This window comes from Streptomyces malaysiensis subsp. malaysiensis (genome assembly GCF_040653035.1).
Classification (GTDB): Bacteria; Actinomycetota; Actinomycetes; order Streptomycetales; family Streptomycetaceae; genus Streptomyces; species Streptomyces malaysiensis.
This window is the reverse complement of sequence record NZ_JBEZNG010000035.1, coordinates 54,883-67,916: the sequence shown is the minus strand read 5'-3', so window position 1 is coordinate 67,916 and position 13,034 is coordinate 54,883. Positions and strand designations below refer to the sequence as shown.

Below are 13,034 nucleotides of genomic sequence, written 5' to 3'. Positions count from 1 at the left end.
GTACGCGGGCGCGTTTACCGAGGTGCGGGCCCGGATCCTTTCGTTCGGTATTGCTTTCCCGAACCCCCGGTGCTAGACCGGTGGCAGCTGTGGTTTCAGCGCCTGCCACTTTTTTCCACAATTTCGCGGCACCGTCCTGGAGGAAAAGGGAATGCCGAACGACGCCCTGGATTCCGACCTCACCCAGATACGCTCGTCCTATGTCCGTGACCGTTACGCCTTCGTGCCCGGCGAGAAAATGGTCCGTATCGTGCAGGCTCTGGGTGCCACGGACGAGGATCTCGACCGGCTCGTCACCGTCAGCGACGCGCTGGAGAGCGATCCGACGCTGCCGTTCCGCAAGACCCGCACCGGTCGTTTCGGTTTCGATCCGGTGGCGATGGAGGTGCGGCGGCTGGAGTTCCAGCCGTTCATGCTGTCCACGGAGGACGACTTCGTGCGGCACGACGCCGGAAAGGTGCGGGTCTTCGACGAGATCCGCGACGATCTCCAGCTCAACACCGCGCTGAAGGCGCTGTTCGTGTTCAAGTTCCTGGTGTTCGACGGGATGACGATCGAGCACCGGCCGAAGCTCGACTACGACAGCGACCGCTGGGTGTGCACGCTGCTGAACGTGCGGACCACCACCGACGGGGACCTGATCGGCGAGCCGGCGCTGGAGGGTGTGCACAGCGACGGCGTCGACCACACCATGACGACGTACCTCGGTAGCCAGAACATGACCGAGGACAGCGCGGTCACGTTTCTGCACGAGATGGACGAGTCCAATGGCACCCGCTGGCATGACACGGATCCGAAGCTCGTGCGCGCCCGCGCCCAGCACCGCGACTTCCTCGACACCTGCCTGATCGTCGACCACGAGCTGAAGCACAGCGTGTCGACGCTGTACGCGGCCGACCCGGAGCGTCCCGCCACCCGTGACCTGCTGGCGTTTCTGACCCGCAAGCCGGTGGCGGAGGGGCACCATTCGCGGGAGTTCGACTCCGCCGCACCGCACCCGGCCATGCCGATGACGGTGCCACTGCGGGCTCTGGGCGGGACGACTCGGGTGGGCTGATCCCCCGGCATGCCTCGTGACAGCATGTCAATTCTTCCCCGCTGCGTCACATTGATGTGACGGCAATTCCCCGAAAGTGGTTTTCGAGCGTTGTCAAAAACGTGCTGTCACAAGATGAGGACTGGTCATGGATGAATGCCCGCACACCGTCACCACGCTGCCGACGGCGCGTCAGCCCGGCCGCCCCTTCGACCCGCCGGCGGAGCTGCTCGACGCCCGCCGGCACGGCCCCATCAGTCGCTACACCTTCCCCAATGGAAAACCCGGCTGGCTGCTCACCGGATACGACCTGATCAAGTCGGTCCTGGCGGATTCGAGGTTCAGCTCACGCAAGGAGCTCATGCTCCACCCGACCATCGACTACGGAGGCATCCAGATCCCCCCGGCGCCGCCCGGCGAGTTCCTCCTCATGGACGACCCCCGGCACAGCCGTTATCGGAAACCGCTGATGGGGAAGTTCACCGTACGGCGGATGCGACTGCTCACCGAGCGCCTCGAGCAGATCACCGCCGACCACCTGGACGCCATGGAGAAGGCCGGGCCGCCGGCCGATCTGGTGACCGCGTTCGCCAAACCCATCCCCGCCATCATGATCTGTGAGCTGCTGGGCGTGCCGCACCAGGAGCGGGACTCCTTCCGGGAGCAGGTCGACGCGTTCATGGACGCGGAGGCGGACGACGAGGATGTGATGGCGGCCTACACCACGACCCAATACCACCTCGCCGAGTTGGTGGCCGCCAAACGCGCGCACCCCACCGACGATGTGCTCAGCGACCTCACCGACAGCGATCTGAACGATGAGGAGCTGAAGGGCATCGCCCTGATCCTGCTGGCGGCCGGGCTCGACACCACCACGAACATGCTGGCGCTCGGCACCTTCGCACTGCTGCGCAACCCGGATCAGCTGGCCGCGCTGCGCGCCGACCCCACACTCGCCGACCGGGCCGTGGAGGAGCTGCTGCGGTATCTGAGCGTCGGCAAGACATTCATGCGGACCGCGCTGGAGGACGTCGAGCTCGGCGGCCGGACCATCAAGGCCGGCTCGCCGCTGATCCTGTCGTACAACACCGCCAACCGCGACCCCGAGCGCTTCCCCGACCCCCATGTGCTCGACCTTCACCGGCAGGACGGCGGACACCTGGCCTTCGGCCACGGCATCCACCAGTGCCTGGGCCAGCAACTGGCCCGCGTCGAGATGCGCGTCGCCTTCCCCGCGCTCCTCGACCGCTTCCCCACACTGCGCCTTGCCATACCGGCCGAACAGGTCCCCCTCCGCCCGGAGATCGCGGACATCCACGGGGTGAAGAGTCTCCCGGTCGCCTGGGATACCTGACCCATGAGGGTGCCGCGCGAGCACGACGATCGGACCGCCACGGCGGTGGGCGCGTGATCACCCGCTACTGCGCGGCCGGTGTCCTGGCCAGGACCTCGGGGCCGCGCGGTCAGGGTGCTCGCGTGGCGCGGCCCGACGGTCGTCCAGCCCTACGGCCGCCTCACCGGTCACCGCGGGCGAGGCGGCTCGGCGCTGCCCGCGTCCGTGTCCGGCTCCAGCCCTCGGCGCAGCTCCCGGCGTCCGGACGACAGACCCAGCTTGCGGTACACCGAGGTCAGATGCGCCTCCACCGTCCGGCGTGTGACGAAGAGGGCATCCGCGATCCGTGTATTCGACCAGCCGTCGGCCGCCAGTCGCGCGACCTGGGCCTCGCTCCGGGTGAGCGCGCCGGACCCGCCCGAGACGGCGCGCCGGGGCCGGGCCCCGGTCGCCAGCAGCGCCTGGTGGGCGGCGGCGTGGAGCGCGCGGGCGCCGAGCGAGTGGGCCTCCCGCCAGCTCTTGCGCAGTACCGTCCGGGCCGCCTGGATGTGCCCGGCGCGTTGCAGCGCCCGGCCTCGGAGCACCCGCACTCCGGCCAGCAGCAGCGCCGCCCGGGTCGGCGCCAGCACCGATTCCGCCTCGTCGAGCAGGGCCAGCCGGTCCCGCTCGTCGGCGGCCTCGGCCAGCAGTTCGAGCCCGGTCCCCAGCGCGCAGGGCAGCCCCGCCGGCCGTGCCAGGCTCACGGCCCATTCGCCCAGCTCGACCGCCGCCGTACGGTCGCCCACCGCCAGATGGGCCCGTCCGGCCCAGTACCACCAGAAGGAGACGGCCGGATTCGTACGGTGCCACGCCCGCTGCCGGTGTCCGCACTCCGTCAAGTCGCGCAGGGCGGCCCGTGGTTCGCCCTGGGCCAGGTGTAGGCGCCCACGGGCACACAGCAGTTCGTTCCACTGCCAGTCGTCGTCGGCCCGGGGGTCGGGCATCTCGGCGGCCAGGCCCGTGGCGGCCGTGAGGTCGCCCTGGTCGAGGAAGGTGTGCAGCCGTACCGCCAGGGGCAGCGCCTCATACCGGGTGGCCCGCGCGATCCGGGTCTTCCGCAGCGCCTTGGCCGTGGTCCGCAGCGCCTCGTCGAGCGCCCCGAGCCGCTCGCCGGCCGCCGCGCCGAGCGCCAGCAGCGTGGGATACGCCTGGCTCCGCACGGCGTCGGTGCCGTCCATCAGCTGCCGATACGCACGGTCCGCCTCGTGCGGTCGGTCTCCGTACAGCAGCACGGAGGCGGCCGCGGCCAAGGTAACGGTCGAGTCGGTGGTCGGCCCACCCATCCTGATCACCGTTTCCGCCGCGGTGAGTGCCTGCGGCACGTGATCCATGCGGCACACCGAGATGACCGCACGCCACGCGAGAAGGGCGCGTGCCTCCGGGGTGTCGCCCGGCAGGTCCATGTGGAACGACTCCGTGTTGAGGAGTTCGGTGTACGCGTCGAGGTTGTCGGTGGCGGCCATCAGCATGTCCGCCTCCAGGAGCCTCGCGCTCGCGGCCCCGGCCGCGGTACCGGCCATGGCGGAGCGGTGCCGGGCGAGGAGCGTGACGGCGCGGTCCACCTGGCCGGTACGCGCCAGTCCACCGACGAGCGCGCTGAGGGAGGCGAACCGCAGACCGGGGCGGGAGACGCGGTCCAGGACCGCCGTCAGATGCCGGATACCGGCCGCCGTGTCCACCCTGCTTTCGGCGATGCCCAGTTCCGCCACCAGGTCCGGGTCGCGGGCGTCCGCCGCGCCGTCCGGGACGCACCGACGCAGCAGTTCCACCGCGCGCGCCGCCGCGCCGTCGAGCAGCGCCTTGCGCGCCGCCTCCCGCAGTACGGCCCGCGCCCACGGCTGATCCGCCGTCACCCGGGACCGCAGCAGATGCTCGGCGATGTCCGAGGCGGGTGCCCCACCGTCGTGCAGCAACCGGGCCGCCCGGCCGTGCAGCGCGGCACGTTGCCCGGCCGGCGTGTCGGCCAGGACCGCGTTCCGTACGGCGGGGTGCGTCAGGGACCAGCCGTCCGTACGGGCGGACGCGTGCGCCAGTCCGAGGGAGTCCAGGGCGGACAGGGCACGGGCGAAGGTGGTGGCGTCGGCCCTGGCCAGCTGGGCGCAGGTCTCGCGGTCCGCCGCGTCGCCGAGTACGGCCACGGCCTGGGCGGCCCGCACGGTCGGCGGTGGCTGACGGCGCAGCAGCCGTATGACGCACTCCCGGAAGGCGGGCAGGTCGTGATCGCCCGCCGCGTCGAGTCCCGCGCCGGTCAGCGGCAGGCCACGCTCCCGCAACGCGGTGACCAGCCCGGTCACCAGAAGGGGGTTCCCGCCGGTGGCCGCCAGGCAGTCCGTCTGGAACCGCGTCTCGGGGTCGGCGCCGGTGAGCCGCCGGGCGACCCGGCCGACGCCCGGGGCGGTGAGCGGCCGTGGCCGGACGACGCGGCACAGCGGCTGGGTCATCGCCGCCTCGTCCAGCGGGGTCCACGCATCGCCGTCGCGCCGGCCCAGCGCCAGCAGGACCGGCAGCCCGGCCAGCCTGCGCGCGGTGTACGCGAGGCAACGCAGCGACACCGGGTCGGCCTCGTGGACGTCGTCGATCGCGATCAGGAGAGGGCCTCGCGCCGCGGTGGTGCGCACGGCCCCGTGCCATTCGGTCAGGACCTCGTGGGAGACACCGGCCCGGGCGCGGTCGGCTTCGCCGGGCACCGGCCGCCGCGGCGGCGCGGCGAGGTCCGGGAGCGGGTCGGCGGTCATGGCCCGCCACAGGGTCCTCACGGTGCCCAGTGGCCAGGTGCGCCGGTTCGGGTCGGCCCGGGTGTGCAGAACCCGCAGCCCGAGCCGGCGCGCGTGCACGGCGAGGGTGTGGAGCAGCGACGTCCTGCCGAAGCCGTCCGGCCCCTGTACGACGACGAGGCCGGGGTGGCCCGCCGCGGTCCGCCTGGCAAGGTCGCCGAGTACGGCGAGTTCACGGTCCCGCTCCACCCATCGCGCGGGCTGTTCGCCGTCCCGCGTCCCGTACGCGCCGTGCCCGACCGGGGTGACGATCACTGCCGCGTCCCTCTCCCTCTCCCCCTCGGCCGCTACGATCATGTCCCTTCCGCCACTGAGGGATTTCCTAGAACGTGGCGTTTTTCCCTGTCGTTCGCCACCGCTCCGGCGGTCGTGTGAAGGGTTGAAGGTCACCTGGCCTCACGAAGGTCCGCCCTCACGAGGCAGGCGGCAGCGTGGGGACCGGCCGGAAACGGGCCGGAAACGGGCAACGCACGCCCGCAAACGGGCACGCGGCACGGGAGTCGGGAACTCGGCATTGCCGGACGCCTCGGCCCGGCGTCGGCCCGTGCCCGGAAATTCGGTCAGCGGGCGGGCGTCTCAGAGGAGGCAAACGGACAGGTGGCCAGCAGGTGTGCACTATTTATTTGCCTGCACCACCGAACCCTGGAACCACAATGTTTCGGGACCGTGCAAAGGATTGCTTGACCGGCCAAGAGGAAATTCCTATCGTCAACTACATTACTTGCGACCGACGGCCGTTACCCCCCACATATGAGCGTAGAAAGACGGTGCGCCGTGGCGACCACTCGTCCAGCAGGCATCGCAGGCGATCGAGATCGGACAGTCCCTCCCCCTGCCTCTCACGGTCTCGCGGAAGGGTTCCCGCCGCATCGGTGGGCCACCCCGGGCACATACGCGGCACACATCGACCCCCAGCTGCGCATCCTCGCTGTGGAAGCGGGGTTCTCCCACCAGCTCGGCCGGACCTCGGCCTCCTCCGGCGAGTTGACAGCCGTCATGGCGCAGGACAGCGGTGGACGGCTGGTCGACATCGTTATCCAGGTGCGCCCGGACGACGAGGCCACCACGGGCCGGGCCGACGGGACCCGGCTGTCCCACAGAGCCTGTTAACGGGGAAACATCGACGCACTCGTCCTGGCCAGTGGCCGTGGCGTGTGCCGCCGGAGTTCATCAAGTAATTCTCAGGACCGGGATCACATTCTCCGTGACTCTCCTGGTTCATTCGCTTGCCGATCGGGCACCGGCCGTATGACATGCCGTCGGTTCGACTGAAATCGCGCCACGCCGAATCCCCCGCCCGCTCCCACTCATTTCCGCCATCGAGGCGTCCGCCGTCCGCCGTCCCGCGGACACACATCCCTGTATTCCGGACGGCCCTCACCCATGCCCGACCTCACCCACAAAGGTAGGTGCTATGTCCGCTTCCCCGACGGCCGGCTGCGACATGTGCGGTCGGCCGGTGCGCCCGCACCGGCAGTCAAGTACCTCGCCGCCGCGGGCCCGCTACTGCTCCAACGCCTGTCGGCAGCGCTCCTACCGCATGCGGCAGAAGTCCGGCGGCATGGACACCGCGCTGGTCGAGATACCGTTGACGCAGATGAGCAGCTTCATCGGACGCACGGACGAACTCATCGACCTGGCCCGTATATTGCGCGAGTCGCGGCTGCTGACACTGACCGGCCCGGCGGGCGTCGGCAAGACGCGGCTGGCCCTGGAACTGGCCGGCCAGGAGGCCCGCGGCCGACGCCACGAGGTGGCGGTGGTGAAGCTGGGTCAACTCACCGAACCGGAGGAGATACGGCAGCGCATCCTCACCACGGTCGACGCGATGCCCGACAGCGCGGATGGGGCGGAGAAGGACCGGCTGCTCCTCCTCGACGACTGCGAACACGTCCTCGACACCTGCGGCACACTGCTGACCGATCTGCTGCCGCGCCACCCCCGGCTGCGCATCCTGGTCACCAGCCGCGAACCCCTGCGGCTCCCGGGCGAATCGGTCTTCCCGGTGATCGAACTGGCGCTGCCGGACCTGGACTCCGGCACCGTGCTCGCCGCCTGCCTCCGCTCCGACGCGGTCACCCTGTTCATGGACCGGGCTCGCGCCGTCGCCCCCGACTTCCAGCTCACCGAGGCCAACGCGGCGGACGTGGGCGAGATCTGTGTACGGCTGGACGGGGTGCCGCTGCCCATCGAGATGGCGGCCCGGCTGATGCGCGTGTTCCCGCCCGCCGAGGTCCGGGACCGGATGGACGACAGGCTCGCGCTGCTGACGAACGGATGGCGGCTCGCCGACGGCCGGCACCGGAGCCTGCGCGCCTCCCTGGAATGGGGCTACGACCTGCTGAGCACGGCGGAACGCGCGCTGCTGCGCAGGCTGTCGGTGCTCCCGGGCGGTTTCGGGCCGGATGCGGCCGTCGCGCTCGCGGCGGACATCCCCGAGGTGGTGTCGGCGATGCCCGAGATCCTCATCGGTCTGGAGGCGAAGTCCGTCATCACACCGGTCCCCGGCGATGACGGTCCGGCCCGCTTCCGGCTCCTGGAGTCCATGCGACACTTCGGGCACGAGATGTTAGTCGCCCAGGGCGAGGACACAGCGGCATACGAGCGGCTGACCGCCCGGCTGACCACGGCGTCCCTGCCACTGCGCGAGGAGGCCGTCGCACCGGCCGGGACACTCCGCATGCTGGAAAAGGAACACGCCAACCTCACACACGCCCTGCGCAGACTCGGCTCGGGTGACGACGAACGCCAATTGCTGCTGGCCGCGGCGCTGGCGGCGGCGGAGGTCGCCGGCGGGCGGCACACCGGTGCCGCGGAACACCTGGCGCACGCCCTGGACCGCACCGCGCCGACCTCCGTCTACCGTGGCGTCGCCCTGGAGGCGGCGGCCGCGCTGGCGCGCCGGGAGGGCGAAGACGCCGCCGCGGCCCGCCAGGCCGACGAGGCGGTGGCGCTGGAGCGCGAACGCGGCGGCGGCACGGCCCGGCTGGGCCGCCTGCTCCTGCTGCGCGGCACGATCCGGCAGCTGGCGGACGAGCGGGAGGCGTCCCGAGCCGACCTGACGGGGGCCCTGAACATCGGCCTGCGGCTGAGCCACAACATGCTGACCGCGCTCAGCCTGGGCCAAATCGCCCGGCAGCAGATGGAGAACGGCGAACTCGGCAGCGCCGAGCAGACGATCCGCCGTGTCCTGCCCGCGCTGCGCCGCCACGCGGCACCCTTCCGACTGCGCTCGGTGCTGGTCACGGCCGGTGCGCTGGCTCTGGAGAAGGACGACCTGACCTTGGCGGAGGCACACTTCACCGAGGTGCTTTGCGTACGCCCGGCCCATCCGAGCGACACCGCCGCGGCGATCGAGGGGCTGGCTCTGGTCGCCACCCGGGCCCGCCGGTTCGACCGGGGGCTGCGGCTGCTGGGCGCGGCGGAGCGAATCCGCGACAACGCCGGGCGGGACACCGAGTGGTGGCGTCGGCGCGTGCACGAGGCGCGGGAGACCGCGCTCCGGGCCATGCCGCCCGCCCGCGCCGAAGCCTGGCTCGATTCGGGCCAGGGTCTGCCGGAACATCAGGCGATCTCGCTCGCGCTCGGCGACGACGGGCCCGGAACACACCACAAGCGCCCCGCCCACCCGTTGAGCAGACGGGAACGGGACGTGGCCGAGCTGGTCGTGGAGGGGCTCACCAACCGTCAGATCGCGGCGCGGATGCATGTGTCCGTACGGACCGTCGAAACCCATATCCGGCACATCCGCACCACGCTGGGGCTACGGTCCCGGGCGCACATCGCGGCGTGGGTGGCGCAGCGGCAGCCGAAGCCCCCAGCCCGCCTCACCACCCCACCCGGGGAGCAGCGGATGCCTCAGGTACGCAGCGTGGTCCACGGTGCCGGCGTGCTGGGCGGGCCCAACCCCCGCCAGCTCAACGAAACCTGATGCCGGGGCCGGCGCCAGGGCCGCACCGCCCTCACTCGGCCGCGGTCCCCGCCGGCAGCGGCGCCGCCGCGGCCGCCGGCGCCGGCTCCACCTCCCGCTCGGTGTCCACCGCCACCCCGCGTGGCAGCAACGGCTCCTTACGTCACCAGCCCACCAGAGCCGTTTCGATGGTCGATCCCGGCCCCATGGTCATCAGCACCCCGATGTCGCCGGGGAGAGCCGCCTTCTCGTCGCGCAGCCGCTCGTAGGAGAACAGGAACGAGCCGCTGGAGAGGTTGCCGTGGTCCCGCAGGACTCCGATGGTGTGCCGCACGTCGTGCCGGGACAGGCCGAGGTTCACCCGGACCGAGTCGATGACCTTCTTGCCGCCGGAGTGCACCACCCAGTGGGTGACGTCGTTCGTGTGCAGCCCGGTGCCGGCCAGAAGGCGCTCCACGGCGGTTTCGGCGTTGGCCCCGACGACGTAGGGAACCTCGGGGTCGAGGTAGAAGCTGAACTTGCCGTGCGCGTCATCCCAGTCGTAGCGCATGGCGTCGACGGCTTCAGGGATGATGTGGCTGGTGAACCGCAGCAGCGCGGGCGCCGGCGGCTGCTCCCCGGAAGTCCGTCCCGGCGCGCGGACGGCAACGGCCGCCGCCCCGTCACCGAACAGGCTGTTGACCACGGACGAGCGCAGGGTCCCGTCGAAGACATACGCGGCGGAGCACACCTCGACGCACACCATCACCGCCAGTTCGCCGGGGTGGCCTGCGGCCCAGCCGGACACGGCGTTCAGGGCGTTGAGTCCGGCGTTGCAGCCCATGCCGACCACGTCCAGGCGCTGGCAGGACCGCTCGACACCCAGGTCCTTGATGAGCAGCGCGGAGAAGCCCGGCGTGAGAAGTCCGGTGGAGGTGACACAGCACAGGTAGCGGACGTCGGCGAGGGAGGCGCCGACATCCTTCAGACAGCGCTCGACGGCCTCGCGCCCCATGCGCAGCCCGCTCGCCGTGTGTTTGCGCAGCAGGTCGCCCTGGGTCTCGGCGGTGGGCTTATCGTCGGGACCGAGTGGCGGCAGGCTGAGGTTGCGCCGCTCGATCGCTCCGTTGAGGAAGATCGAGCGGATACGGGGGTCGGTGATGCCGAAGGTATCGAGGAGTTCCTGCTGCGTGTAGGAGTCCGGCGGCACCGCGGCACCTACGCCGACAATGCCGGGCGCCTCTCGGATCGCTCGCATGATTCCCTCTCGTATCGCCGTACCACGGGCAGTCGCCTTCGGCCGGATGACGCCGACAGATCAGAACACGTCCGCCTGCATCCCGGCCCGGTGTCAACCCTGGAGCAGGGCGAGGTCGAACGGCACCAGTGGTAGCCACAGTTACACGTCCACACACCGATCGGTATTCCCGCCGGGTTTCCGGGAGCCGCTGTCGCCTTTCCCATCGGGGTGGAAGGTGTTCCGGGCCGCCCGCAATTCGAATCGGGGATCCGCCCGTTCATGATCGAACACTTAGCACGGTGGCCGAGAGCATCGGCGGTCGCCGTTGGTCAGGACTGGCCTACGGCCGGACTGTCACACCGATGTGATGCAGCGGTCGAACAGGTCCACCAACTGCCGCGCGCACCGTTCCAGATCGACGTCACCATCGCGGAGATGGTGATGACGGACGACGTTGTCGATGGCGCCGCGGATGGCGAGGGCCGTCAGATGGGAGTCGGACGTGTGGAACTCGCCCGCTCTGCACCCCTGCTCCAGCAGGTTGACCAGACACTCGATGGACAGAGCGCTGCGGGCGATGTCGTCCAGGCCGTCCACCTGCCGCGCCTGAGCCATGGCGACGATCTCCGCCAAGGCCTGGGCGTACAGCGGCCGACGGATGACAACGGCCACCTGAGAGGCGATATAGGCGCCGAGCTTCCCCCGGTATGTCATCTCAGCGGCGATACTGGCCTCTATGGCCGCTCCGGCCTCCGTCAGGATCGTTTGGCCGACCTCCCGAAAGAGTTCGGGCTTCCCCGAGAAATAGTAGGAGATCATTCCGGTACTGCTGAGCCTGGCCCGTCGGCATATCGCACTGAATGAGGCTTTCGAATAACCAATTTCGGCCAGAGTCTCGATAGTTGCCTGAACTATCTGCGCTCTGCGTGCGTCCTGGGTGAATGTTCGAGCGCTCGGCTGGGCGGCCCTGGTCATCATGATGCGAAAGTAGCAGCTCCGGCTTCAGGATATATGGCTCCTGCCCCCGACAGGTGATGTCCGGCCTGGCCGTGGCCCGCGGCGCGGACCGGAGCTCCTGCTGGAAGCAGCCGGGCGACGTGCCCGTCGCCCGCGCCCCGTCACGCCGCCTTCAGCGGCAGACATCAGTCGACGCTCAGCCGCCCATCGCCTCGATCAGGCTCTTGGGCCGCATATCCGTCCAGTTCTCCTCGATATGGGCCAGGCACGCTTCGCGGGTGTCCTTGTCATGGTCGACCGTCCATCCCTCGGGTACATCCGCGAAGGCCGGCCACAGCGAGTACTGCCCCTCGTGGTTGACCAGCACCAGAAATTCCGCGTCGGGATCGTCGAAGGGATTCACGCCAGTCTCCGCCTCTCATACCGTTGCCGTCCTGACAGTGGACGACCCACCTGGACGCCTCCATGTTTAGGCGTCACGGCGGGATCGGCATCAGCGAGAGCCACCGTTACGGACCGGTCGCGGCCGAACCATCCGGCCGGTGATGGCACCGAGGTCGCCCGCGCGGCCGGCTCCGGGCCGGACGGGCGGTCCCCGCCCGGCGCGCTCGGTGTGATGCGTGGCCACACCGGCCATCACCTCCTGGAAGGCGGACATCGGCGGCTCATTCTCGGATTCGGCGATGGCGGTCCTACAGCTCCAGGATCAGCTTTCCGGTGTTGGCTCCGGTGAACAGGCCGCGGAGCAGGCCGGGAAAGTCCTCGATACCGCCTTTCACCACGTGCTCGGCCGACGTCAAGTGGCCTTCCGCAAGCCACTGTGCGAGTTGTCGGGTCGCCTCGGGGTAGCGGTCCGCATAGTCGAACACGACCATGCCGGTCATCGATGCCCGGTTCACGAGCAGTGACATGTAGTTCGCCGGGCCTTTCGGGCGCCGGTCGTTGTATTGGGACACCGCGCCGCTGATGACGATGCGTGCCCCGCGCGCGAGCCTGGTCAGCACCGCGTCCAGGATCGGGCCGCCGACATTGTCGAAATACACGTCCACGCCGCCCGGGGCGTGCTCGCGCAAGGCTTTCCGCACGTCGTCGGTCTTGTAGTCGATGGCCGCGTCGAAGCCGATCGTCTCGACAAGGGTCCGGCATTTCTCCGGGCCGCCCGCGATGCCGATGGCGCGGCAGCCGGTGATCTTGGCGAGCTGACCCGCCACGCTGCCGACGGCGCCCGCCGCGCCCGACACCACGACGGTGTCGCCTCGCTGGATACGGGCGACGTCGAAGAGACCGAAGTAGGCGGTGAGGCCGGTGATGCCGAGCGCACCGAGGTACGTCGTCTTCGGTGCGAGGGTGGTGTCGACCCCGCGGAGGTCCGTGCCGTCGGACAGCGCGTATTCCTGTACGCCGAAGGCTCCGTAGAGCTCGTCGCCAATCGCGTAGTCGGGATGCCGGGACGCGATGACCGTACCGATCCCACCGGCCCTCATGACGGAGCCGAGCTCCACGGGCGGCACATAGGACGCGCCGGGGTTCATCCAGCTCCGCATCGCCGGGTCGATGGAGATCAGATCGACCTTGACGACCACCTGGCCATCACCTGGTGCGGGTATCTCGGCGGTGGTGAGGGCGAAGTCGGAGTCCTTGACGTCGCCTTCGGGGTGTGCGGTGAGCACCATCCGGTGATTGATGTCCATTGGTTTCCATCTCCGTCGCGTTTCGTCCCCTTGCCGCGGCCGCCCCGATGCCCGCGGCCGCGAACTCGCTGCCGC

The 13,034-nt window shown here is 70.2% G+C and carries 9 protein-coding genes; 4 read left to right on the top strand and 5 right to left on the bottom strand.

Features of this window, described 5'->3' with window-relative positions; all coding sequences use genetic code 11:
* The first annotated feature begins 151 nt into the window (after positions 1-151).
* Entirely contained in the window at positions 152-1,057 is a 906-nt protein-coding gene (locus AB0E24_RS40725; RefSeq protein ID WP_069875302.1) for a 2OG-Fe dioxygenase family protein, read from the top strand.
* A gap of 127 nt (positions 1,058-1,184) precedes the next feature.
* A complete protein-coding gene (locus AB0E24_RS40720) occupies positions 1,185-2,390 on the top strand; it encodes a cytochrome P450 (RefSeq protein WP_174886091.1) in 1,206 nt (401 codons plus the stop codon).
* A 167-nt stretch (positions 2,391-2,557) separates the two neighbouring features.
* Here AB0E24_RS40720 and AB0E24_RS40715 read toward each other — a convergent pair whose 3' ends face one another.
* Positions 2,558-5,479, bottom strand: coding sequence for an ATP-binding protein (locus AB0E24_RS40715; protein ID WP_359384690.1), 2,922 nt, complete (start codon positions 5,477-5,479; stop codon positions 2,558-2,560).
* Between the two features lie 633 nt (positions 5,480-6,112).
* Here AB0E24_RS40715 and AB0E24_RS40710 point away from each other — a divergent pair.
* Together AB0E24_RS40710 and AB0E24_RS40705 are read left to right on the top strand one after the other, a co-directional pair.
* Positions 6,113-6,292: a hypothetical protein gene (locus AB0E24_RS40710; protein WP_147967153.1), complete on the top strand. Its 180-nt coding sequence runs from the start codon at positions 6,113-6,115 to the stop codon at positions 6,290-6,292.
* 304 nt (positions 6,293-6,596) lie between these two features.
* A complete protein-coding gene (locus AB0E24_RS40705; protein ID WP_359384688.1) occupies positions 6,597-9,113 on the top strand; it encodes an ATP-binding protein in 2,517 nt (838 codons plus the stop codon).
* Between the two features lie 142 nt (positions 9,114-9,255).
* Here the strand turns inward: AB0E24_RS40705 and dpgA are convergent, their stop codons facing one another.
* From dpgA to AB0E24_RS40680, 4 genes are all read right to left on the bottom strand, one after another.
* Positions 9,256-10,329 carry a 3,5-dihydroxyphenylacetyl-CoA synthase DpgA gene (gene dpgA / locus AB0E24_RS40700; protein WP_232637022.1) on the bottom strand — a complete coding sequence of 358 codons (1,074 nt, stop codon included), beginning with the start codon at positions 10,327-10,329 and terminating at the stop codon, positions 9,256-9,258.
* A gap of 336 nt (positions 10,330-10,665) precedes the next feature.
* Positions 10,666-11,286, bottom strand: coding sequence for a TetR/AcrR family transcriptional regulator (locus AB0E24_RS46195; protein ID WP_069874400.1), 621 nt, complete (start codon positions 11,284-11,286; stop codon positions 10,666-10,668).
* A 178-nt stretch (positions 11,287-11,464) separates the two neighbouring features.
* The gene (locus tag AB0E24_RS40685) at positions 11,465-11,671 is read right to left on the bottom strand and encodes an MbtH family protein (RefSeq protein WP_030830221.1); all 207 of its coding nucleotides are present in this window, start codon (positions 11,669-11,671) and stop codon (positions 11,465-11,467) included.
* A 289-nt stretch (positions 11,672-11,960) separates the two neighbouring features.
* A complete protein-coding gene (locus AB0E24_RS40680) occupies positions 11,961-12,959 on the bottom strand; it encodes an NADP-dependent oxidoreductase (protein ID WP_093704684.1) in 999 nt (332 codons plus the stop codon).
* Positions 12,960-13,034: the final 75 nt, after the last annotated feature.

What these genes read in the sequence shown, in the direction of transcription:
- AB0E24_RS40725 (WP_069875302.1), top strand. Translation starts at nt 152, where the DNA reads ATGCCGAACGACGCCCTGGATTCCGACCTCACCCAGATACGCTCGTCC.
- AB0E24_RS40720 (WP_174886091.1), top strand. Translation starts at nt 1,185, where the DNA reads ATGGATGAATGCCCGCACACCGTCACCACGCTGCCGACGGCGCGTCAG.
- AB0E24_RS40715 (WP_359384690.1), bottom strand. Translation starts at nt 5,479, where the DNA reads ATGATCGTAGCGGCCGAGGGGGAGAGGGAGAGGGACGCGGCAGTGATC.
- AB0E24_RS40705 (WP_359384688.1), top strand. Translation starts at nt 6,597, where the DNA reads ATGTCCGCTTCCCCGACGGCCGGCTGCGACATGTGCGGTCGGCCGGTG.
- dpgA (WP_232637022.1), bottom strand. Translation starts at nt 10,329, where the DNA reads ATGCGAGCGATCCGAGAGGCGCCCGGCATTGTCGGCGTAGGTGCCGCG.
- AB0E24_RS46195 (WP_069874400.1), bottom strand. Translation starts at nt 11,286, where the DNA reads ATGACCAGGGCCGCCCAGCCGAGCGCTCGAACATTCACCCAGGACGCA.
- AB0E24_RS40680 (WP_093704684.1), bottom strand. Translation starts at nt 12,959, where the DNA reads ATGGACATCAATCACCGGATGGTGCTCACCGCACACCCCGAAGGCGAC.